The following is a 22,369-nucleotide window of genomic DNA, read 5'->3' as shown; positions in this document are numbered from 1 at the left end:
CCGTCCAACATTGGACGGGCCTTTTTATTTTTGTTTTTTTGGAAAAGGTTTACTTCAAACTTCCCACCATATCCTCGGGTTTTACCCAAGCATCATATTCTTCAGGGGTTACGTAGCCTAAGTTAATGGCTTCCTCTCGTAACGTGGTACCATTTTTATGGGCCGTATTGGCAATCTCAGCGGCCTTGTAATACCCGATTTTGGTGTTCAGGGCAGTCACCAGCATCAACGAATTGTTCAAAAGGGTCTTGATTACTTCGTGGTTGGGCTCAATTCCAGAGGCACAGTGCTCATCAAAACTCACACAGGCATCACCCAATAGTTGGGCCGATTGTAGAATATTGGCAGCCATTACGGGTTTAAATACATTCAGTTCATAATGACCTTGCGTACCGCCGACACTAATGGCGACGTCGTTACCCATTACTTGTGCACAAACCATGGTCATGGCCTCGCATTGGGTTGGGTTTACCTTACCAGGCATAATGGAACTTCCGGGTTCATTGGCCGGGATGATGATCTCACCGATGCCCGAACGGGGACCGGAAGCCATCATTCGGATATCATTGGCAATTTTGTTCAGGGAAACGGCCAACTGTTTCAAAGCACCATGGCTTTCCACAATGGCATCGTGGGCAGCGAGTGCCTCAAATTTGTTTTCTGCGGTCACGAAGGGCATCCCGGTGAATTGGGCAATATATTTCGCTACAAGAACATCATATCCTTTTGGGGTATTCAACCCTGTACCCACAGCAGTTCCTCCAAGTGCCAACTCTCCTAAATGGGCCAGCGTATTTTTAAGGGCCTTCAACCCATGTTCCAACTGAGACACATAACCCGAGAATTCCTGACCAAGGGTGAGGGGAGTGGCATCCATTAAATGGGTCCGTCCAATTTTCACCACATTTTTAAATTCCTTTGATTTTTTGTCCAAGGTGTTTTTTAACTGTTCCACCCCGGGAATGGTCACTTCCATGATCTTCTTATAGGCTGCAATGTGCATACCTGTGGGGAACGTATCGTTGGAGGATTGGCTCTTGTTCACATCATCGTTGGGTTGGATTGTTTTTTCACCTTCCCCGATTTTTTTACCGGCTAGTTCATGGGCACGGTTGGCAATCACCTCGTTCACGTTCATATTGCTCTGCGTACCGGAACCGGTTTGCCAAATTACCAAGGGAAATTGATTGTCCAATTTGCCCTCCATGATTTCATCACAAACCTGGGCAATCAGATCACGCTTTTCAATACTCAATACCCCCAATTCATGGTTGGCGTAGGCCGCCGCTTTTTTCAAATAGGCAAAACCATAAATAATGTCCAATGGCATGGAAGCCGGACTACCAATTTTAAAATTGTTGCGGGAACGCTCTGTTTGGGCACCCCAATACTTGTCCGCGGGCACTTTTACTTCGCCCATGGTGTCTTTTTCTATTCTGAAATCCATGATGTAAATTTTAGCTTTACAAAGGTAACCCTTAGGGGATTTATTTGGTAATCCACATGGAGAAATACACTTTTTTCAAACAAGATTTGTTTTTTTACAGAAGAAGAAAGTATCTTTGTTACAACTAAAGGAAGAAAAATGTTTGAATTTGACCAATACTTAGGATTTTTAGCGTTTTTAACCATTTTAACCATTGGTTTTTGGTTGATGATTTTCTTGTTGACCTTTGTTGTACCGTATTGGTTGATCGGCAACCTTCGGGAAATGTTTAAAGAAAGAAAAGAGGCCAAAAGAGCCCAACTTGAAGAATAAAAAAAGAAGCCGGTCGGCTTCTTTTTTGTTTACAATGGTTTTGTTCCAAACCTAGGTTTAAGTTGTTTTCAACAATAAAAAAAGAAGCCAATTTGGCTTCTTTTTTAGTTTAGGTTGGTTAATTGGGTTTGGTTTATCCTTGAAATTGTCCTTCTTCATCCCGATCATCAGGTCGGTTATTGCCTCTTCGGTTATTTCGTTCTTTCGGCTGGTTGAACCTATAGATAAAAGAAAGGTTCACCTGTCGCACCCGCCATTGAAATTCACTGTCTGAAGTAAACGTTGGGGTTTGGGTAAACGACATCCGTTTTCTTGAGTTGAAGACATCGCTCACGTTCAAAGTCACAGTTGCTTTGTCCTTGAAGACATCCTTGGCCAAGGCGAGATTTAAGGAGAACATGCCCTTGGTATCGGTCTGAGCGTTTTGTCTTGGTCCAATGTAGAAGGAATTGGCCTGAAGATCGATCTTGCCAGGCAAAGTAAACTTGGAGCTTAATCGGGCAAACCAACTCGTGTTTTCCGTTCCATAATCCACGCCGTTGAAGGAACCATCCGATTTAAAGGTGAAAAAGTTAAAGCTACTGTTTATACGCACCCATCGTGCTGGATTGTATATGATACCCGCTTCGGCACCCACCCGTTCGTTAGTGGAAAGGTTGATGGGTACAGAACGTATGATCTGGATACCATCCGAGGTTACCTCGCCGGTTTCTTCTTGTATGCGCTCAAAGGAATTGGTTTCCCTTTGGTAATAAACGGAAGAAGTCAAAGTGAGTTTTTTCCATCGTTTCAAATAACCGATATCAAAGGCATTGGCAAAAGCGGGATCCAAATCGGGATTACCTTGAAAAACGTTGGTCCTACTAGATCGCGATGGGAAAGGATTGATGAACCAGCCACGAGGTCTGTTGATCCTTCTATTGTAACCAATGGAAATATTTTGGGTTTTGGAAATCTCGTAAATAAGGTTGACGGTTGGGAAAAGACCCAAATAATTTTTTTCGAAGTTCAGGTCTACATCCTGACCTACAATATCCTGCAAGGCCTGACTATCGATACTGGCATCCACGCTTCCTTTCAGCTCCGTATTTTCCAATCGTAGCCCCAATAAAAAGGATATTTTACCAAATTTGTTCCCATATTGGGTATATAAGGCATTTACATTCTCATTATAGGTAAAGGTATTGGTAAGGTCAAAATTGGTCTCAAACTGTCCACTTCCCTGGTTGAGGGTATCCAACTGGTAATCGTTCACTTCTTTTTTGAACGTACCCCGGTAACCGGCTTCAAATTGGGCATCGCCAATGGGGAGCACATAGTCGACTTGGGCCAAAACGTCGTCCTCGGTCTGGTTTTCGTAAATGTTCTCACGAGCCAACAAATCGGTATTGGGAACGGTGTTGCTTTCTTGGATTTGGGTAAGCACATCTTCATTATCGTGGGAGAATTGGAAATCGGCCGTTAACTGGTGACCCTCATCATTGATGTTGTTGGTATAGTTCAACGAGAATTGTCGACTGTTGTCCTTCTCCCCCTGATCTTCGCTCCTGAAGGTCCTACTGTTCAAACTGCCATCCACAAACCGCTGGTTGTCGTTTTCGGTAAGGTCGTTCTCATCGGAAAGTCGATAAAAGAAACTACCGGTAATGGAGGAGGTCTTCGTTAGGAAATACTCCATGCCCAAATTTAAACTAAGACCATCATCGTTTCTCGTGATATCACGATCTTCCAAAATTCTGTCGAACTGGCTGGCGTCGGTCAAGTAATTATTGTCGAACCTACCATTCCCTGGCGATTCACGATGAAAGTAACTCAACGTGTTGAATATGTTGAATTTATCGGTTCGAATATTGAAGTTGGTTGTTGCTTGGGCATTAAAGGGGATACCGATGGATGTGTTGACAGATCCGTTGATACCCAAGGTTTTTTCTTTCTTCAGCACTATGTTCAAGATTCCAGCGGTGCCTTCAGCATCATAACGGGCTGAAGGACTGGTGATCACTTCCACTTTTTCAATGGCATCAGCAGGTAATTGTTGTAATATATCGGTGGAACCAAATCCTGCCAGAGCGGAAGGTTTGCCATTGATCAAAATACGCACGTTGTCATTTCCCCTTAGGCTTATGCCACCTTCCACATCCACGGATACGGAAGGAATATTGTTCAGGGCATCGCTCACATTACCTCCACTGGTGGTGATATCTTTCCCGATATTGTATATTTTTTTGTCCAAACGGACTTCCACGGTCGTACGTTCCCCAACCACTTCCACAGCCTCCAATTGGGCTACATCAGGTTGTAGACGGATGGCACCAAGGTTGGTAGAGGCAGTATAGGTTTGCCCATTAAGGGAATATGTTTTAAAGGAAAGAAACTCAACCCTTATATTGTATTTTCCTGGCGCTGTCTCAATTGAAAATTCTCCCGATGTATCTGTGATCCCACCAGTTACCTTATCGGGTTCATCAGCATTTTGAAGTACAAAGGTAGCATATTCCAAGGGTTGTCCGGTATCGGATTCAATCACTTTTCCGGAAATAGTAATGGTATTTTGGTTTTGCCGAACTTGACCGGTCACAACAGTTACCGCCAACATCAACAACGGGATAATAATCCTGTGCATAGTTTGATTTTAGTTGCGGCAAAGTTGCAGGGAATTCAGGACGAGAAGAAATATTTGTCTCCCAACAACACAATTGATCCTGTGAATGACCTTAAAGAATTGTTAATCTTTTTTCTTCTTTTTTTTCTTCTTTTTGGCCTTGAATCGGTTTTTCTGGAGCTCAACAAAAGCATTGTACTTTTCTTCAGGTAGACCAGCCTTTAATTCCTCATCCAACCGGGCATCGATTTTTTCGAACTCTTCCTTCATTTTGAGGGGCTCCAATTGCAAGATCTGCAGTTCGATTTTCTGTTGGACTGATGAAAGAAGGGAAGTTCTGACAACGGCCTGTTCAAAAGGGTCGAGATCCAGCTCCTCACTGATTGCGGGCATTTGTTCATCCACAATTTCTTCCGCGGTGGGAGGGGTTTCCTCTTTTTGGGAAGGAGTTGGTCCAGCATTGGGAACAATACTTTGCTGTCTGCCATAACGCGAGCCATAGGGTGAACCATAACCATATTGTGCCATCAAATCATTGGTGGACAAGAACACCAAACAAAGAATGCCAAAGAAAAGTAACTGTGTCTTTTTCATGTGATAAAGATAAGTTTTTGACCGAATAAAGAAGTAAGGCCAGTGTTAAAATCTTCTGACGGTCAAGGTAATAGGATGTCGTTGATTTTTTCCGGTGGTCGGCCAATCACTGCTTTTTTACCATTGACCACAATGGGACGCTCAATTAATTTGGGATGCGTCGCCATTGCTTTGATAATCGCATCGTCGGAAAGATCTTTGCCCTTAAATTGTTCTTTCCAAATAGTTTCGTTCTTGCGTACCAGGTCCAACGGTGCAATACCCAAATATCCGATCAAGGTTTTTAATGCTTCCTCGGATGGAGTATCTTCCAAATACTTGACAATTTCAAAGGTTTTTCCTGATTTTTCCAAGATTTCCAAACCTTCCCTGGATTTTCTACATCTTGGATTATGGTATATTTTGATCATTTTTCTAAGTTCTAAGTTCTAAGTTCTGAGTTCTGAGTTCTGAGTTCTAAGTCTTGACTCCTGGCTCCTGGCTCTTGGCTCTTGGCTCCAAATGGTACTTTACCCTTCACCTCTCACCCTATACTTTAACCCACATAAAATTACTCCTCTTTTTGCCCCATCATCATCAAATAGGCTTTTAGGAACGGATCCAGATCACCATCCATAACAGCATCCACATTTCCGGTTTCTTCTGCGGTTCGCACATCCTTCACCAATTTGTAAGGATGCATCACATAATTTCGGATTTGCGAACCCCATTCAATTTTCATTTTGGAGGATTCGATTTCAGCACGGGCTTCCAGTTTTTTTCGAAGTTCGATTTCGTACAACTGCGATTTCAACATTTTCATGGCCGTGGCACGATTATCATGCTGGGAACGGGAATCGGAACAGGAGATTTGAATACCGGTAGGTTTGTGCACCAACTGTACCTTGGTCTCTACCTTGTTCACGTTCTGCCCACCTGCACCGCTGGATCGTGCCGTGGTAATTTCCACATCCGAAGGATTGATCTCAATTTCTATGGTATCATCCACAAGGGGATACACATACACCGAAGCAAATGAGGTGTGCCTTTTGGCATTGCTGTCAAATGGGGAAATACGCACCAATCGATGTACGCCGTTTTCTCCTTTGAGCCAACCAAAGGCATATTCCCCTTCAATTTCGAGGGTTACGGTTTTTATACCCGCCACATCACCTTCCTGATAGTTGAGTTCTTTGACCTTGTAGCCATGTTTTTCAGCCCACATAATGTACATGCGCATGAGCATGGAGGCCCAATCACAACTTTCGGTTCCCCCGGCACCCGCTGTGATTTGGAGTACGGCCGTCAATTCGTCCCCTTCATCGGAAAGCATATTTTTGAACTCGAGGTTCTCTATGAGTTCAAGGGCTTTGTTGTATTGGCTTTCCACTTCTTCTTCGGTAACTTCACCGGCCTGCTGGAACTCGAACAATACTTCCAGATCATCAACCAAGGTGGAAGCCTCGTTGAAGTCTTCGACCCATTTCTTTTTGGATTTTAGGACTTGCATTTGTTGTTGGGCTTCTTGTGGATTGTCCCAAAAACCGGGAGCAAGGGTTTTTTCTTCCTCGTTCTCTATTTCGATGAGCTTGGCATCAATGTCAAAGATACCTCCTTAACGCACCAAGGCGCTCAATAAGATCTTTTTGCTGATCTGTAGTTATCATGTAACGTTTAATTTTCGGGCAAAAGTAAGGTTCTTTCGGCACATGGACGCTATCAATCTATTGTTGTTGGGCTGCTTTTACGAATACCGAATATTTGGTCTCGTTGGCTCCGTGGGTATAAACAACGCCTTTTAACGGGGCGCAATCGGTATAATCCTTTCCGTGGCAGACCTTTATGTGGTTATGGCTGGCCAACAGGTCGTTGGTGGGGTCAAATCCGATCCATCCCACGTTGGGCACAAAGGCTTCGGCCCAAGCATGCATTTGCGAATCGCCAAAAAAGCCATGTCCTTGGTGCAGGTACCCTGATACATATCTGCACGGCACTCCATTGTATTTGGCAATGGCACAGAAAAGATGTGTAAAATCTTGACATACGCCATGCCTTTTTTCGATGATTTCCGATAGTGGTGTGTTCACATCGGTCACCCCGGTCTTAAAGTACAAATGCTCGAAAGTCCAGTGGTTCAAATGCGTTAGGTTCTCAAAAATGGAAATGGACCTATCGAATTCGAAATAGGATCGATGTTGTTCCGGTAAGGTAGTAAAACGGGTCTTTCGAAGGTAGGGTTCGTGATCCACTTTAAATTCGAGACTGTTTAAATGGGCCCGTTCTGCCTCAAGGTCTGATGGCAGTTCAAAATCGAAGGGATTGATTTCCTTTTTGACCACTTTAAAATGGGCGTTGAAATTAATATGGTCCACTTGTTTTTTGGACCGCACCTGTACCGTTTTAAAGCCCAGTCCATTGATGGATACACTGTTACGCTCACCCAGGTCGTTTTCAAAATGCCAGTAGGAGACCTCTTGCGTCTCGTTATCCTCGGGGATTACCAAAAATTGCCAGAATGCTTCATTAAGCCCTTTTTCATAGGAATTTTGGGTGTCGTAGTCTATTTCATATTCGTAGGACATGTAGCGGCATTTCAATCCAGCCAAAATAGTTAAAATGGGCTAGTAGTGGAAGAATTCTTTTTCCATGTTCTCACTAATTTTAAACATCTTATTAAGGATCATGTTCAGGTTGCCTTGAATGTCTTCCTGTATTTCCTCAATTTGTTTAAACTCAAATTCAGACCTTATTTTACCTACCATAAAGGCGGTTGAATGTTTGGAATACTCCACTTTTTTGTCAATCTCCAAAATGTGTTTGTACACTTGGTTGATACAATTCATGAAGGAACGGGGGCATCTCCCGTTCAACAACAAAAATTCCAAAGTGCTGGTGCTCGTCGGCGACTTTTTGTACAATCGACGCATCATATCGTAGGATTCAGCACATTTTAGCAAGGTGGTCCATTCAAAACTATGGGCAAAGGTATCACCATAGCTTCCTTTGGCCAAAAGGGCATCGTTGTATTTGGTATTAATGATTCGTGTGATCTGTATGGCACGTTCGATGTTCACGCCCATCATAATGATGGCATACACCTCGTCGTGCAAGAGGGTTCCCCTTATTTTTCCTCGTAGAACAGCAATCATCTCGGTAACATTTACCGTAAAATCATAGAGATTGGTCTTTACAAAGGTATCGGTGGGATAGTTGACCACAAAATGATAGAATTTGTTCAGACTTTCGTACAGTTCGGTGGAAATCAGGTCCCTGGAACTATTGGCATTTTCACGTGCTGCTTTGATACTGCTCAAAATGGAATAGAACTTTTCTGGATTCAAACCAATGTCGTAAAGCACAGATTCCTCCTCCAGTTTAATAGAATCATCAGGAACGGGGTCACCCACCATAAAAAGCATGGAGCGCAATACAAATTGTCTGGATTGTGACAATTGGTTGGGCGCATCCAGCGATGAAAAATAATTGACGTTCATATATCGGGCGATGTGTTCCGCCCTTTCAATGTACCTACCCATCCAGAATAGGTTGTTGGCTACTCTTGCAAGCATATGGTTCTTATTGTTTTAATACCCAAGTGTCCTTGGATCCACCACCTTGTGATGAATTAACGATCAGGTTTCCTTCTTTCAATGCCACACGGGTGAGTCCACCTTTGAGTACAAATTGTTGGTCATGGCCCAAAACAGTAAAGGTTCTGAGGTCTACATGGCGTTGCTCAAAGGATTCCTTTTGGTCGATGTAGGTGGGGTGCACGGAAAGGGACATAATGGGCTGGGCCACATATTTTCTCGGATTGGCCTTCACCACGGCCTTTACCTTTTCAATTTCTTCCTTGGTCAGTTTGTTACCGATGGAAATGCCATAACCACCGGCTTCATCAACAGGTTTGATTACCAAATCCTTGATGTTTTCCAATACATACTTAAGTTCATCGGGACGGCTACAGTGATAGGTGTGTACATTTTTGAGGATCGGTTCTTCACCCAAATAATACTTAATGATATCGGGAACATAGGTATAAATGGCCTTGTCGTCAGCAACGCCGGTTCCTGGGGCATTCGCCAGGGTCACGTTTCCTTTTTTATAGGCTGCGAACAAGCCTGGGACACCGAGAGTGGAATCGGGATGAAACTCCATCGGGTCAATAAACAGATCGTCGATTCTACGGTACACCACATCCACCCGAACTGGGCCTTGGGTGGTTTTCATGTACACAAAATCATTTTCCACAAAAAGATCCCGACCTTCCACCAATTCCACGCCCATGGCTTTGGCCAAATAGGAATGCTCGTAATAGGCCGAATTGAACATACCGGGGGTGATCACCACACAAACAGGGGCATCCACACCGGGTGGTTTCACACTTTCCAGTAAATTGAGCAAATTTTCCGCGTAATCGGTAACGGTATACGTCTGGTAGTGGTTAAATACCCCAAACAAAGCCCTTTTGAGGGCGGTTCGGTTACAGATAACATAGCTTACACCCGATGGACAACGGATATTGTCTTCCAAAACATAATAATCGCCATCGGAATGTTTGATGATATCCGTACCGGAAATATGGTTGTACACTTTACTGGGTGGGTCCACATCCATCATTTGGTGCAAATAATTGGGTGAAGAGCTCAAGAGTTCAATGGGAACAATGTTGTCTTTGATTATTTTTTTGTCGTGGTACACATCCCATAAAAAATGGTTGAGCGCCAAACTTCGCTGGATGGCCCCTTTTTCTATGGTTTCCCATTCTGCAGAATCGATGATCCTTGGAAATAGGTCAAAAGGGAAAATTTTCTCCTGACTTTGTTTGTCTCCATATACCTGAAAAGTGATTCCTTGATTGAAAAAAGAGGATTTTGCCTTGTTGTTCAAGCTAACATAGTCCTCGATGGTGCGTGAGCCATAAAGGTCCAATAGCTTCTGGTATACGGATTTAACCTCTCCATCGCTTTGAAATACTTCATCAAAAAGCCCTTCCTTGCGCACATAGCTGGAAAAGATGGTTTTATCGATTGCGGTTCCCATATTGTTTTTTTAGTAAAATATGGATTTTCAGTGGCTTATGAAATAGGTAGCCCATAAAAATTGGAGGATGAAAAAATGAAACAGTTAAAAATCTCTGCTAATTTTTATGAATTTATATTTTCAGGGGATGGTAACTTTGAACAGGTATTTTAAAATGATTTCCATATTTTTAAGGCTTATAATCAACCTGATCATGAAGAACACATTTTCGTTTATTGCCCTGATGTTTTTAGTATGCTCCTCGATGAGCGGACAAACCTTTGAAAAGACCAAGAACTTTCAAAAGTTCAATGGCTATTTCAATTTTTACTATGACGATAAAACCGATAAGATCTTTCTTCAAGTGGACGATTTGGAAAAGGATTTCCTCTATGTCTATGCTCTGAGCAGCGGCATTGGCAGCAACGATATAGGTTTGGATCGTGGTCAGTTGGGCAATGAGCAGGTAGTTTTCTTCAGAAAAGCGGGCAATAAGCTGTTGTTGGTGCAGCCCAATCTTACGTTTCGGGCCTTGACCGACAACGAATTGGAGCGAAAATCCGTCGAGCAGGCCTTTGCCAAATCCGTGTTGCATGGTTTTAAGATCGAAGAGGAATCCAAAGGCAGTTACCTTATTGATTTTACGGATTTCTTGATGCGTGACGCCCATGGGGTGGCCAACCGTTTGAAACGAACCAAGCAAGGAACTTACGGTTTGGACAAGGATAGAAGTGCTCTCGCATTTGAACGCACCAAAGCGTTTCCCAAAAATGTGGAATTTGATGTGACTTTGACTTTCAAGGGCAATCCGGAAGGGGCTTGGATTCGTTCGGTAACGCCCGACCCAAGTTTGGTGACCGTGGCACAGCACCACTCCTTGATCGAGTTGCCCGATGATAAATACCAAAAAAGGGAATTTGACCCCCGCAGTGGTTCATATCCCTTTTCATATTACGATTATTCCACTCCGGTACAGGAGCCCATTCTTAAGCAATTTGTGCGTCGCCATCGATTGAAAAAGAAAAACCCCAGTGCGGCGGTGAGCGAAGCCGTGGAACCGATCATCTATTATTTGGACAACGGTACACCGGAACCCATTCGTTCTGCTCTCTTGGAAGGCGGAAAATGGTGGAACCAGGCTTTTGAGGCCGCTGGTTACAAAGATGCCTTCCAAATGCGTATGTTGCCCGACGATGCCGATCCATTGGATGTTCGCTACAATGTGGTACAATGGGTACACCGTTCCACTAGGGGCTGGAGCTATGGAAGCAGTGTGATCGACCCAAGAACCGGAGAGATCATCAAAGGACATGTAAGTTTGGGAAGTCTGAGAATTCGTCAGGATTTTATGATTGCCCAGGCCTTGATGAACAAACCATTTGCGGAGCGTGACGATAACTACGAACCTATGTTGAATTTGGCCTTGGCACGGATCAGGCAGCTTTCCGCTCATGAAATTGGCCATACCCTTGGTTTTGCACACAACTTTGCTGCCAGCACCAATAATCGGGCTTCGGTTATGGATTATCCGCATCCACAATTTGAATTGGATGGGAATGAAATCAGTTTCGCCAATGCATACGATACAGGAATAGGACCGTGGGACAAGGTAACCGTTGCGTATTCCTATTCAGATTTTCCAACCGGCACCAATGAGCGCAGTGCCTTGAACGCGATTTTGGAAAAAGCCCAAAAAGAGGGGCTGCGCTACATCTCTGATCAAGATGCAAGACCCACTGGCGGGGCCCATTTATTGGCTCACCTTTGGGACAATGGCAAAAGTGCAAGTAAAGAACTGGAAGATATGTTGGCCATTCGCAAACAGGCGATAGCCAATTTTTCCATCGATAACATCAGGACCAATGAAGCTTATTCCACTTTGGAGGATGTATTTGTGCCCCTGTATTTCTTCCATAGGTACCAAACCGAGGCAGTTTCCAAAATTATCGGTGGACTGGATTATAATTATGCCGTGAAAGGGGACGGGCAGGTAGCTGTGTCGGCCATAAATGAATCGGTACAGGAAGAAGCCCTGGAATCCATTTTGAAGACCTTGGACGCCAAGGTAATTGCCGTACCGAAAGATAAATTGGACCTCTTCCCACCACGGGCCATCGGATTTTCAAGATCTCGCGAGTCTTTTGCGGGCAAAACCGGGGTTAGTTTTGATGCCTTATCTGCTGCGGAGACGGCTGCCGACATGACCTTGGGCTTGTTGTTGCACCCAGAGCGTGCTTCCCGATTGATCCAACAGAAAAGTTTGGACAAGGGCCAATTGGGGCTCAAGGAAGTTCTCGACGAGACCATAAAGGCGACCATTGAACTTACCCAGCGGGATTCCTATGAAGCTGAAGTGCAGAACACCATTAATTTTAGAGTGCTGTTCCACCTAATGAACCTTGCGGCCCACGAAGATGTGCACCCTCAGGTGAATGCATTGGCGACCGAATCCCTCAAAAATCTGAAAACACAATTGTTGGGGAATGGAAAGAATGCCATTGCAGCCGAAATGGTGCAACGTATCGATAATTTTATGAAGGAGCCTGGGGAATTCAAGGTGATTCCGGTTCCAAAAATTCCAGATGGATCCCCTATCGGTATGGATTGCATGGATTAGAGCTTAAAAAATTATATGGAGATAAATTTGATCAGTGACACGGTCACCAGGCCTTCAAAAGGGATGTTGGAGGCCATGATGTCCGCCGAAGTGGGCGACGATGTTTTTAAAAACGACCCAACGGTTAACGCCCTGGAGGCCAAAGTGGCCGATTATTTTGGAATGGAAGCAGCCCTATTTTTTCCCAGTGGTACCATGACCAACCAAACTGCCATTAAAATACACACCCAACCCGGCGACCAATTGATTTGTGACAAGTATGCCCACATCTACAATTATGAAGGTGGTGGGGTAAGTTTCAACAGCGGGGTCTCCTGTAAATTGGTCGATGGTGATCGTGGCATGATGACTGCAGAGCAGGTGGAAGCTTCTATTAACCCACCTGATTTTTACCACAGTCCATTGACTACCTTGGTCTGTATCGAAAACACCACGAATAAAGGGGGTGGGGCATGCTGGGATTTTGCGGAACTGGAAAAAATTCGAAAGGTTTGTGATGAGCACCATCTGAAATACCATTTGGATGGCGCACGTTTGTGGAATGCCTTGGTGAAAAAAGGTGAAGACCCCAAAGCCTACGGCAAATTGTTCAATACCATAAGCGTTTGCCTGAGCAAGGGCATGGGTTGCCCTGTAGGTTCCGTCTTAATTGGAAGCCAGGAACATATCGATAAGGCGCTGCGCATCCGAAAGGTGTTTGGTGGTGGTATGCGGCAATCAGGTTATTTGGCCGCCGCCGGTATCTATGCCATGGACCATAATATTGATCGATTGGCCGATGACCACAAAAAAGCCGCGGAAATAGGGGAGGTGCTCAACGCCTTGGACTACATTAAAAAAGTGGAACCCATTGAGACGAACATCATCATTTTTGAAATTGATGAGACGAAAATGTCATCCGAGCAATTTTTGGATCAATTGACTAAGAACCAAGTATTCATTATTGGTATGGGACAAGGTAAATTACGTATTGTCACCCATCTGGATTATACGGATGAAATGCATCACCATTTCCTAAAAGTTTTGAAAAGTATAGGGTGATTTTGTCACTTCGAGCGCAGTCGAGAAGTGGTAAAAAAGGTCTCGACTGCGCTTGACCTGACCATTTTAAAAGTGTCCCTTGAGACGACTTTTAAATGTGTTTTTACTTCATAAAGGAATCCAAACCGGGAATGTTCGGCATGCCTTCCTTGGCTACTGCGGCCAGTTCGGTTTCATTCACTTGCGTTGCCTTGGCAATGGCCTTGTTGAGGGTAAGTATGAGGTTGTCTTCCAGATGCTCCTTATCTTCCAAAAGAGAATCATCAAGGGAAATGGATTTTATTTCACGGTTGGCGGTCAAGGTCACCTTCAACAACCCGTCTGTTGACTGTTCGTCCACCAAAACCGTGTTCAAACGTTCTTTGGTGGCCTCTACTTTTTTCTGGGTTTCCTTCAACTTACCCATCATGCCCATTAAATCTCCAAACATAAACTCAAATTTTAAAAGCTAACTAGGCTCAAAAGTAGTAAATTGGCTAAAAACCAATACGGATGAACCATACAATTTCCAAAATTTCTATTCTGGTTTTATGCCTTATTTTTGCACACGCTTGCAAAAACAGTAAAGACGAATCAATGAACATTACCCCTCCAGTGGCGCCCAAACATCCTACCAAGTTGGAAAAACACGGCGATGTCCGTATCGATGACTATTATTGGATGAATAACAGGGAAGACCAACAAGTGTTGGATTACCTGAATGCCGAGAATGAATACTATCAGAAAATGACGGCACACACGGCGGCATTTCAAGAATCGTTATTTCAGGAAATGAAGGCCCGGATCAAAGAGGATGATTCGTCGGTACCGTATAAGTTGGACGGATATTGGTACATCACCAGATATGAAGAAGGCAAGGAATATCCCATTTATACGCGAAAAAAAGAAACATTGGAAGCTGAAGAAGCTTTGTTGTTCGATTGCAACCAAATGGCCGAGGGTCATGAGTATTTCAACCTTAGGGGAATTTCAGTGAGTCCTGACAACACAATGGCCGCTTTTGGAACGGATACTATTTCAAGGAGACAATACAACATACAGATTAAAAATCTGCAAACGGGGGAAATTTACCCAGACATCATCAACAATACTACCGGCAGTTCGGTTTGGGCCAATGACAATAAAACCTTGTTTTACACCAAAAAAGACCCGGTGACCCTGCGTTCCGACAAAATTTACAAACATGTGTTGGGCACACCATCGGAAGAGGATGTGCTTATTTTTGAAGAAACCGACGATACCTACAACACCTTTGTGTATAAAACCAAATCCAGAAAATTCATTGTTATCGGTTCGGGTAGTACCCTAACCACGGAATATCAAATTTTGAATGCCGATGACCCAAATGGCAAATTCAAGATGTTTTCGGCCCGCGATAAGGGCGTGGAATACTCGATTTCACATTATGATGGCCATTTTTATGTATTGACCAATAAAGATGGTGCCACCAATTTTAAATTGATGGTAACGGACGAGGAAAATACAACCTCGGACAACTGGAAGGAATTTATTCCCCACCGCGAAGCGGTTTTGTTGGAAGATATCGAGATTTTCAAGGACTATTATGTGCTCACCGAAAGGGAAAATGGGCTTAATCAGATGAAGATTGCCAAATGGGATGGTTCCGACAGCTATTATTTGCCCTTCGACAGTGAAACCTATGTGGCCGGACCCTCCACCAATTTGGATTTCGACACCAAGGAATTACGGTATTATTACAATGAGATGGGCGCTCCCTATGCCATTATTGATTTTAACATGGAGACCAAGACCAAAACCGTGTTGAAGGAACAAGAGGTGTTGGGTGGAAAGTTCAATAAGGACAATTACAAAACGGAAAGGTTGTGGGCCACGGCTCGGGATGGAAAAAAGGTACCAATTTCCCTGGTATACCGGAAAGATACGCCTTTGGATGGCACAAGTCCATTGTTACAGTACGGTTATGGTTCGTATGGGGCCACTATCGACCCCTATTTTTCCTCGGTACGCCTTAGTTTGTTGGATCGCGGCTTTATCTACGCCATTGCGCATGTGCGTGGTGGCGAATATTTGGGCAGGCCTTGGTACGACGATGGCAAATTGTTGCACAAAAAAAACACCTTCACAGATTTTATTGATTGCTCCCAATTTTTGATCGATCAAAAATACACGAGTCCGGAACATCTGTATGCCATGGGCGGTTCCGCTGGTGGTTTATTGATGGGTGCCGTGATCAATATGGCTCCGGAATTATATAACGGTGTGATTGCGGGGGTGCCCTTTGTGGATGTCATTACCACTATGCTGGACGACACCATTCCGCTGACCACGGGAGAGTATGACGAGTGGGGAAATCCTAACAATAAGGAATACTACGATTATATCAAATCGTATTCGCCCTACGACAATGTGGAGGCCAAGACCTATCCGAACCTGTATGTCTCCACCGGTTTGCACGATTCCCAGGTTCAGTACTGGGAGCCGGCCAAGTGGGTGGCTAAATTACGGGAGTACAAAACCGATGATCACCTATTGTTTTTGGATACCAATATGGATGCCGGACATGGTGGTGCCTCTGGGCGTTTTGAGGCTTTGAAGGAGACGGCAAAGGAATATGCGTTTATTTTAGACCTCGAAGGCAGAGCCCATTAAAAATAAAATGTTATTTTTGCAAGGAATAATTTCCTAATTACTAGGATTTTGTTCCTTACCTAATACCAGTTATGAAGAAACAGATAAATGCGCACAGCAGTATCCTAGACCTAATTGGAAGTACCCCCTTAGTTAAGCTTAACACCATTACAGCCCCACTTACCGGAAACTTCTACGCGAAATTGGAAGCCTTCAACCCTGGACATTCCTCAAAGGACCGAATTGCAGTTCATATTATTGAGGAAGCCGAGCGTAAAGGCATCTTGAAACCAGGTAGTACCATTATTGAGACTACTTCAGGAAACACAGGATTTAGTTTGGCCATGGTAAGCATTGTAAAAGGTTACAAATGCATCTTGGCTGTAAGTTCAAAATCATCACCGGACAAAATTGACATGTTGCGTTCCATGGGTGCCAAGGTTTATGTATGCCCGGCACACGTAAGCGCCGATGATCCACGTTCCTATTACGAAGTGGCCAAGCGTTTGCACAGTGAAACCGCCAACTCTATCTACATCAACCAATATTTCAACGAATTAAACATTGATGCCCATTACAGCTCCACCGGACCTGAAATATGGGAACAGACCAATGGACTTATCACACATTTGGTGGCTTGTAGCGGTACAGGTGGTACCATTTCCGGTATTGCTCGTTATTTAAAGGAGCAAAATCCAGACATCAAGGTTTTGGGTGTGGATGCCTATGGTTCCGTATTGAAAAAATACCACGAAACCGGAGAATTCGACCATAACGAAGTATATCCCTACCGAATTGAAGGTCTTGGTAAAAATTTGATTCCAACGGCCACCGATTTCAACAGTATAGATCGCTACGTTAAGGTAACCGATGGTGAAAGCGCCCATATGGCCCGTAAATTGGCCCAGACCGAAGGTATTTTTGCCGGTTATACCAGTGGTGCGGCCCTTCAGGCCCTCTTCCAATTGGATACCGAAGGTGAATTTACTTCGGATAGCAATGTCGTAGTGGTATTCCCCGATCATGGATCAAGGTACATGAGCAAAGTATACAGCAACGAGTGGATGGAAAACCAGGGGTTTTTCGACATCCAAAACGCGGAAGTACCAGAAAAAATCGAATACATCAAGTAGTGAATTCCTCACGATGACCAGACAGAACGGCAATGAAAAACATTGCCGTTTTTTTATGTCGAAAAATCGTTATGCGAGGAACATAAAAATATATACTTTTGCAGATGAATCAAATTACAAGGTAGATGAGAGATTTATTTGATAGAATCATTGAGAACAAGGGACCATTGGGAAAATGGGCCTCACAGGCCGAAGGATATTTTGTTTTTCCCAAGTTGGAAGGACCCATTTCCAACAGAATGAAATTCCAGGGGAAGGAAGTGATAACGTGGAGTATCAATGACTATCTGGGTCTTGCGAACCTACCTGAAATCAAGAAAGTGGATGGGGAAGCTGCCATGGAGCACGGTGCTGCATATCCGATGGGTGCCCGTATGATGAGCGGCCATACCGATTTTCACGAACAATTAGAAAAAGAGTTGGCCGAATTTGTACACAAGGAAGCCTCCTATCTATTGAACTTCGGTTACCAAGGCTTTATGTCGGTTATCGACGCATTGGTTTCCAAGGATGATATTATTGTTTACGATGTGGACTGTCACGCCTGTATTATTGATGGGGTACGGTTGCACATGGGTAAACGTTTTACCTTTAAGCACAACGATCCTGAAAGTTTGGAAAAAAACTTGGAGCGAGCCACTAAAATGGCCAATGAAACCGGTGGTGGTATCTTGGTAATTTCCGAAGGGGTTTTTGGTATGCGTGGTGAGCAAGGTATTTTAAAAGAGATTGCCGCCCTTAAAAAGAAATTTAAGTTCCGTTTGTTGGTGGACGATGCCCACGGATTCGGTACCTTGGGTAAAACCGGTGCAGGAGCTGGCGAGGAGCAAGGCATTCAGGATGATATTGACGTGTATTTGGCCACTTTTGCCAAATCCATGGCTGGTATTGGCGCCTTTGTCGCTGCGGATAAAGAAATCATTGAATACCTAAAATACAACCTAAGGTCGCAGATGTTCGCAAAATCTTTGCCGATGGTGTATGTGAAAGGTGCCCTAAAACGTTTGGACATGTTGCGTTCCAAACCAGAGTTGAAAGCCAAACTTTGGGAGAACGTGAACGCACTGCAGAACGGATTGAAAGATCGTGGTTTTGATATTGGAACCACCACCAGTTGTGTAACTCCTGTTTACTTGAACGGAAGTATTCCAGAGGCCATGGCCTTGGTGAAAGACCTTCGCGAAAACCATGGTATTTTCTGTTCCATTGTGGTATATCCGGTAATCCCAAAAGGTTTGATCTTGTTGCGCTTGATTCCGACTGCAACGCACACCATGAAAGACATTGAGGAAACATTGGATGCATTCTCATCCATCAGGGAGCGTTTGCAAAATGGTACTTACAAGCGTCTTTCTGCAGCAGTGGCAGCGGCAATGGGGGAGTAACAGCCGGTTAATCCTGTTTAGTAAATAGTAGGGAGTTTTCCTCGGTAAAAGCTGTGGGTCTTTGGTTTTCAAAGTTGATGGCGAATTTCATGGTATTCTCATCCAGAAATTCTGCTATGCAGAACAATGTATTTACTTCACCAGTGTCCAACAACGTTAAAATCAAGTCAACTTGCAGCGGCATGGTATTTTCATGCACTTCATAGGTCATAGTACCCTTTTTGCCATCGTATTCAAATTCTTTGCCGCCAAAAATTTGGCCACCAATCTCAAAATGGGCATATCCATCCGTATCAAAATTGATATAGCCAATATCACCCCGATCTTCTCCTTTCCATTTGCCATAGAGCTGACTTTTGTCAAGCGTATTATGGAAAGAAAATATGAAAAGACCGATTATTGTCAAGAGTATTTTGTTCATGGCAATTTTTTTCTAGGCTTTAACTAGTTACAATATACCAAAAGGATTCAAATACTTAGCCAATTGCTATGCGGTCCCGAAAAATTCCAGAAGACACGAACCATGGTCATCCAAAAACTCCTGGACCTCGACCAAAAAGCTAGCATCCTTCTGTTGCCGATTGATGGTTAAATGAATAACGATACTGTCCGGCGCTGGATCAAAACCGGTCGTGACGGTCCAAGCCAAAGCGTTGGGACACTCCATCAAGGCAAAACGAACTCCTCCACGAATTTCACTTCTGGTCAATGTAAACTCTCCCCAAAGCCCACCGATATTGGCCTTTGAGCTGGATTGGTCACCAATTATAAAAATTTCATTGCTCATCGATTCCAGATTGTCCAGGGTCAGTTTTTCTTGAATGGTATGTTCGTCCGTGTGTATCTTGACTATCCGAAAAAATTCCATATGCTAAACGAGTTAGTATTAATTTGAATCGATAATTTCGATTCAATGCTGTTGCTATTTGGTTGGCAGAAAACATGTGGAGCACAAATTAGTATTCCGAAACATACGCAATTGTGTCCAATCAATCCACTGCAGGAGTTATAGGGTCATTTGCCCTACGCTACCATGCTGAAAGGTACATCCTTAACCGGAATTTTAAAGTTACTTCCGATTTAATTTAAACCTATAGTTCTTTTTTATAAGTACGCCTTCTTTTGTGTGTGACCGGGTCGAAGTGTTTCCACATTTGACGAATGGCCATATTTTCTTCCAATTCGGGAGTTCGGATGCAGTTGACCACCCCCCGTTTCTTGAAGGTATAGTGGTACTCATTGAAAATGATGGCGGTGACCCCTTTGTTCTGGTATTTTGGATGGATACCAATCAAATAAAAGATCACATCCTTGCTGTTCTTTTTTGCATTCAATAAATGAAAAACGCCAAAGGGGAACAATTTTCCGTTGGCCTTTTGCAAGGCTTCCGAAAACGAAGGCATCACGATCGCGAAGGCCACCAGGTTATCCTCTTCATCCACCACAAACTTGATGAACTCGGGGTTGATAAACGAGATGTACTTTTTCTTGAAATATTCCTTTTGAATATCAGTAATGCGTACAAACGAAGAAAGACGTGCATAGGATTCGTTGAACAGGTCGAACATTTTATCCACCCAAGGCATAATGTCGGCACTCTTTTCAAAGTTCATTTCACGAAGTCCATAACGCTTTTTGATGAGCTCGTTTGCTTTTTCAAACAATTTGGGGTCGGCATTCGCTGCAGGGAACTTATTTTCCAGGTATTCCTTTTCCTTTACCAGACCGTGGTGCTCGTAATGCTTTTGGTAGTACGGATGGTTGTACCATGTGATCATGGTCCCGATATGGTCAAAGCCTTCAATAAGCACCCCAACTTTGTCCAAATTGGAAAATCCAACAGGCCCTTCCATATAATTCAATTGGTTGGCAACACCTATTTCCCATACTTTGTCCAACAGGGCTTTGGAGACTTCCAAATCGTCCACAAAATCGAACCATCCAAAACGCATTTTTTTTAAGCCCTGGTCATTGACCTCTAGCCAATTGATGATGGCAGCTATTCTACCTACAATTTTATTGTCCTTGTAGGCCAAGAAAAATTCAGCTTCGGCATTTTCAAAAACTGGGTTTTTGCTTTTATCAAAGGATTCCATTTCATCCTTGATGATGGGGGGTACCCAATAAGGAGATCCTTTATATAACGAGAAAGGGAATTTTACAAAATCCTTTAAGTCCGATTTGGATTGCACCTGCTTTACGGTAACCATAAATTCGAATTGATTCCCCAATAATAGGAATATTACCCATGGCAGAAAAGTGTAGCGGCAAAAACTTAAAAATCTATGTTGTTTCTATTTTTTTTGCGCTTCTTTTTTGATTTTTTCTTATTGGAATTTCTTCCAATTTTACCATTAAGGCCAGAGCGTTGTTCATCAATAGGTTTTAGCTCGTCTTTATGAAAATCCAAACGATAGGAAAAGCCCAGCACCACGAACACACGTGAGGGCGAACTTTTAAAGCCCGATCCCATATGGATATCGGCCTGAAAATTTGGGTTGATCAAGCGCGCCACCCCAGTTCTCAGGATGATATCGGAATACCGATTACCGGAAATGCCTTGGCCTTCAAAAAATACGCTCCATCTGGGATCCCGAAAAGTATGCGACAGGGAAAGAGCATAACGCCACTCAGGAAAATCTGTACCAATTCGGTCATAGGCCACGTTCGAGATCAACACAAATCGGGGTGAGAGTCTACTTTGGGTTGCAATGGCCCCGCGGTACGACAGATTGGGGTCACCAGGATAAAAAGGATTGTCCCCAAAAAGAAAATTGGCCCCAGCATACAAAGAAACCGCCGGAATCAAGTTTTTCCATTGGAATACATTATTGGCCCTCCAACTGTACAAGTTGGGTTTGTTGCGTTCAGGATCTTTATACGGGTCGAAAATCAAATATTTTAACCCAACACGGTTGCGTGAAAAATTGGTCAGTTTGCCTTCAATACCAAAATCGGGATAGGTAATGGTCTGTTTGATGAAGGAACCCTCCACATTGATTTCCAATTGCTCAAAAAGCAAACCATATCTAAATGCATAATCCGTCCCAAAAATATTTGAGTCGGAATTTAGATCGGCATTGTCTTGCTGTTCATACAAAAGCCCCACTTCGGCCTGAACCACATTTTTGCCTACCGCATAGGCGCTCACGGCCCTTCCAGGCCTGTTCGAATTGATGACATCCGTATATTGTGCACTGAGCAAGGTAGGAAGCAGAATAAATAGAAAGAACGTTTTTTTGATGATGGAGCAATCCATATAACCAGGTTTTAATACTATTTTAAGATACGTTTGACGGGTTTCCGTGACTAACAGTGTAATTTTGATACAATAACTAGTGCTATATGGTTTTACTACAAACGATTTTAATACTCATATTAGTATACTACGCCCTCAAATTGCTCTTGAAGTGGTTGGCGCCAAAATTGTTGAACTACGCGGTAAAAAAGACCAACGAACGATTTGGACAACAATTTGGAAACTATACTGATTATGCGGAGCCCAGAAACAGTAGGGAGGGGGAGACCACGGTTTCCAAAAAACCGCCCAGAAAATCCAATCCCTCAAAAAAAGTTGGAGAATATATAGATTTTGAGGAAATTGACTAATATTTGTCTTTCAAAACC

19 protein-coding genes are annotated in these 22,369 nt (G+C 43.5%); 6 read left to right on the top strand and 13 right to left on the bottom strand.

The features are described from left to right. Nucleotides 1-49: 49 nt before the first annotated feature. The 8 genes from fumC to EO131_RS03845 all read right to left on the bottom strand — a co-directional run bounded on the left by fumC (nucleotide 50) and on the right by EO131_RS03845 (nucleotide 9,977). Nucleotides 50-1,447 carry a class II fumarate hydratase gene (gene fumC / locus EO131_RS03880; protein WP_127019101.1) on the bottom strand — a complete coding sequence of 466 codons (1,398 nt, stop codon included), beginning with the start codon at nucleotides 1,445-1,447 and terminating at the stop codon, nucleotides 50-52. Nucleotides 1,448-1,892: 445 nt separating this feature from the next. Further along, nucleotides 1,893-4,382, bottom strand: a complete 2,490-nt coding sequence (locus tag EO131_RS03875; protein ID WP_127019099.1) for a TonB-dependent receptor — start codon at nucleotides 4,380-4,382, stop codon at nucleotides 1,893-1,895. Nucleotides 4,383-4,484: 102 nt separating this feature from the next. Next, on the bottom strand, nucleotides 4,485-4,955 hold the full coding sequence (locus tag EO131_RS03870; protein WP_127019097.1) for a hypothetical protein: 471 nt from the start codon (nucleotides 4,953-4,955) through the stop codon (nucleotides 4,485-4,487). A gap of 62 nt (nucleotides 4,956-5,017) precedes the next feature. Continuing rightward, entirely contained in the window at nucleotides 5,018-5,365 is a 348-nt protein-coding gene (gene arsC / locus EO131_RS03865; RefSeq protein ID WP_127019095.1) for an arsenate reductase (glutaredoxin), read from the bottom strand. 140 nt (nucleotides 5,366-5,505) lie between these two features. Then, nucleotides 5,506-6,601 (bottom strand): peptide chain release factor 2 gene (prfB, locus tag EO131_RS03860; protein ID WP_127019093.1). Its coding sequence is split into 2 segments (ribosomal slippage): nucleotides 5,506-6,537 and nucleotides 6,539-6,601, totalling 1,095 coding nucleotides; the frame shifts between segments, so codons are not numbered across the junction. Nucleotides 6,602-6,658: 57 nt separating this feature from the next. Further along, on the bottom strand, nucleotides 6,659-7,516 hold the full coding sequence (locus EO131_RS03855) for a transglutaminase-like domain-containing protein (RefSeq protein ID WP_127019091.1): 858 nt from the start codon (nucleotides 7,514-7,516) through the stop codon (nucleotides 6,659-6,661). Between the two features lie 39 nt (nucleotides 7,517-7,555). After that, the gene (locus tag EO131_RS03850) at nucleotides 7,556-8,503 is read right to left on the bottom strand and encodes an alpha-E domain-containing protein (protein WP_127019089.1); all 948 of its coding nucleotides are present in this window, start codon (nucleotides 8,501-8,503) and stop codon (nucleotides 7,556-7,558) included. 7 nt (nucleotides 8,504-8,510) lie between these two features. Beyond that, on the bottom strand, nucleotides 8,511-9,977 hold the full coding sequence (locus EO131_RS03845) for a circularly permuted type 2 ATP-grasp protein (RefSeq protein ID WP_127019086.1): 1,467 nt from the start codon (nucleotides 9,975-9,977) through the stop codon (nucleotides 8,511-8,513). A 193-nt stretch (nucleotides 9,978-10,170) separates the two neighbouring features. Between EO131_RS03845 and EO131_RS03840 the strand changes: the two genes are divergently transcribed. Together EO131_RS03840 and EO131_RS03835 are read left to right on the top strand one after the other, a co-directional pair. Continuing rightward, the gene (locus EO131_RS03840) at nucleotides 10,171-12,573 is read left to right on the top strand and encodes a zinc-dependent metalloprotease (protein WP_127019084.1); all 2,403 of its coding nucleotides are present in this window, start codon (nucleotides 10,171-10,173) and stop codon (nucleotides 12,571-12,573) included. 15 nt (nucleotides 12,574-12,588) lie between these two features. After that, nucleotides 12,589-13,614, top strand: a complete 1,026-nt coding sequence (locus tag EO131_RS03835) for a threonine aldolase family protein (RefSeq protein ID WP_127019082.1) — start codon at nucleotides 12,589-12,591, stop codon at nucleotides 13,612-13,614. 103 nt (nucleotides 13,615-13,717) lie between these two features. Here the strand turns inward: EO131_RS03835 and EO131_RS03830 are convergent, their stop codons facing one another. Then, a complete protein-coding gene (locus tag EO131_RS03830) occupies nucleotides 13,718-14,044 on the bottom strand; it encodes a YbaB/EbfC family nucleoid-associated protein (protein ID WP_127019080.1) in 327 nt (108 codons plus the stop codon). A 62-nt stretch (nucleotides 14,045-14,106) separates the two neighbouring features. Between EO131_RS03830 and EO131_RS03825 the strand changes: the two genes are divergently transcribed. From EO131_RS03825 to EO131_RS03815, 3 genes are all read left to right on the top strand, one after another. Then, nucleotides 14,107-16,245 carry a S9 family peptidase gene (locus EO131_RS03825; protein ID WP_127019078.1) on the top strand — a complete coding sequence of 713 codons (2,139 nt, stop codon included), beginning with the start codon at nucleotides 14,107-14,109 and terminating at the stop codon, nucleotides 16,243-16,245. Between the two features lie 71 nt (nucleotides 16,246-16,316). Beyond that, complete coding sequence (locus EO131_RS03820; protein WP_127019076.1) at nucleotides 16,317-17,357, top strand: cysteate synthase; 1,041 nt, start codon at nucleotides 16,317-16,319, stop codon at nucleotides 17,355-17,357. Between the two features lie 125 nt (nucleotides 17,358-17,482). Beyond that, a complete protein-coding gene (locus EO131_RS03815) occupies nucleotides 17,483-18,742 on the top strand; it encodes a cysteate-C-fatty acyltransferase (RefSeq protein WP_127019074.1) in 1,260 nt (419 codons plus the stop codon). Nucleotides 18,743-18,749: 7 nt separating this feature from the next. Here the strand turns inward: EO131_RS03815 and EO131_RS03810 are convergent, their stop codons facing one another. The 4 genes from EO131_RS03810 to EO131_RS03795 all read right to left on the bottom strand — a co-directional run bounded on the left by EO131_RS03810 (nucleotide 18,750) and on the right by EO131_RS03795 (nucleotide 22,001). Beyond that, on the bottom strand, nucleotides 18,750-19,163 hold the full coding sequence (locus EO131_RS03810; protein ID WP_127019072.1) for a hypothetical protein: 414 nt from the start codon (nucleotides 19,161-19,163) through the stop codon (nucleotides 18,750-18,752). 66 nt (nucleotides 19,164-19,229) lie between these two features. Further along, entirely contained in the window at nucleotides 19,230-19,610 is a 381-nt protein-coding gene (locus tag EO131_RS03805) for a hypothetical protein (protein ID WP_127019070.1), read from the bottom strand. A gap of 223 nt (nucleotides 19,611-19,833) precedes the next feature. Then, on the bottom strand, nucleotides 19,834-20,952 hold the full coding sequence (locus EO131_RS03800) for a GTP cyclohydrolase (RefSeq protein ID WP_127019068.1): 1,119 nt from the start codon (nucleotides 20,950-20,952) through the stop codon (nucleotides 19,834-19,836). Between the two features lie 65 nt (nucleotides 20,953-21,017). Then, entirely contained in the window at nucleotides 21,018-22,001 is a 984-nt protein-coding gene (locus EO131_RS03795; protein ID WP_127019066.1) for a transporter, read from the bottom strand. An 86-nt stretch (nucleotides 22,002-22,087) separates the two neighbouring features. On the opposite strand from EO131_RS03795, the gene EO131_RS03790 reads away from it, so the two are divergent. After that, nucleotides 22,088-22,351, top strand: coding sequence for a DUF4834 family protein (locus EO131_RS03790; RefSeq protein ID WP_127019064.1), 264 nt, complete (start codon nucleotides 22,088-22,090; stop codon nucleotides 22,349-22,351). Nucleotides 22,352-22,369 lie beyond the last annotated feature (18 nt).

The organism is Flagellimonas beolgyonensis (assembly GCF_003992615.1).
GTDB classification, from domain to species: Bacteria; Bacteroidota; Bacteroidia; order Flavobacteriales; family Flavobacteriaceae; genus Flagellimonas; species Flagellimonas beolgyonensis.
The sequence above is the reverse complement of the archived record's forward strand: the minus strand, read 5'-3'. Positions and strand labels throughout refer to the sequence as shown.

Coding starts and splice junctions, on each gene's coding strand:
- fumC (WP_127019101.1), bottom strand. CDS start 1,447: ATGGATTTCAGAATAGAAAAAGACACCATGGGCGAAGTAAAAGTGCCC.
- EO131_RS03875 (WP_127019099.1), bottom strand. CDS start 4,382: ATGCACAGGATTATTATCCCGTTGTTGATGTTGGCGGTAACTGTTGTG.
- EO131_RS03870 (WP_127019097.1), bottom strand. CDS start 4,955: ATGAAAAAGACACAGTTACTTTTCTTTGGCATTCTTTGTTTGGTGTTC.
- arsC (WP_127019095.1), bottom strand. CDS start 5,365: ATGATCAAAATATACCATAATCCAAGATGTAGAAAATCCAGGGAAGGT.
- EO131_RS03855 (WP_127019091.1), bottom strand. CDS start 7,516: ATGTCCTACGAATATGAAATAGACTACGACACCCAAAATTCCTATGAA.
- EO131_RS03850 (WP_127019089.1), bottom strand. CDS start 8,503: ATGCTTGCAAGAGTAGCCAACAACCTATTCTGGATGGGTAGGTACATT.
- EO131_RS03845 (WP_127019086.1), bottom strand. CDS start 9,977: ATGGGAACCGCAATCGATAAAACCATCTTTTCCAGCTATGTGCGCAAG.
- EO131_RS03840 (WP_127019084.1), top strand. CDS start 10,171: ATGAAGAACACATTTTCGTTTATTGCCCTGATGTTTTTAGTATGCTCC.
- EO131_RS03835 (WP_127019082.1), top strand. CDS start 12,589: ATGGAGATAAATTTGATCAGTGACACGGTCACCAGGCCTTCAAAAGGG.
- EO131_RS03830 (WP_127019080.1), bottom strand. CDS start 14,044: ATGTTTGGAGATTTAATGGGCATGATGGGTAAGTTGAAGGAAACCCAG.
- EO131_RS03825 (WP_127019078.1), top strand. CDS start 14,107: ATGAACCATACAATTTCCAAAATTTCTATTCTGGTTTTATGCCTTATT.
- EO131_RS03820 (WP_127019076.1), top strand. CDS start 16,317: ATGAAGAAACAGATAAATGCGCACAGCAGTATCCTAGACCTAATTGGA.
- EO131_RS03815 (WP_127019074.1), top strand. CDS start 17,483: ATGAGAGATTTATTTGATAGAATCATTGAGAACAAGGGACCATTGGGA.
- EO131_RS03810 (WP_127019072.1), bottom strand. CDS start 19,163: ATGAACAAAATACTCTTGACAATAATCGGTCTTTTCATATTTTCTTTC.
- EO131_RS03805 (WP_127019070.1), bottom strand. CDS start 19,610: ATGGAATTTTTTCGGATAGTCAAGATACACACGGACGAACATACCATT.
- EO131_RS03800 (WP_127019068.1), bottom strand. CDS start 20,952: ATGGTTACCGTAAAGCAGGTGCAATCCAAATCGGACTTAAAGGATTTT.
- EO131_RS03795 (WP_127019066.1), bottom strand. CDS start 22,001: ATGGATTGCTCCATCATCAAAAAAACGTTCTTTCTATTTATTCTGCTT.
- EO131_RS03790 (WP_127019064.1), top strand. CDS start 22,088: ATGGTTTTACTACAAACGATTTTAATACTCATATTAGTATACTACGCC.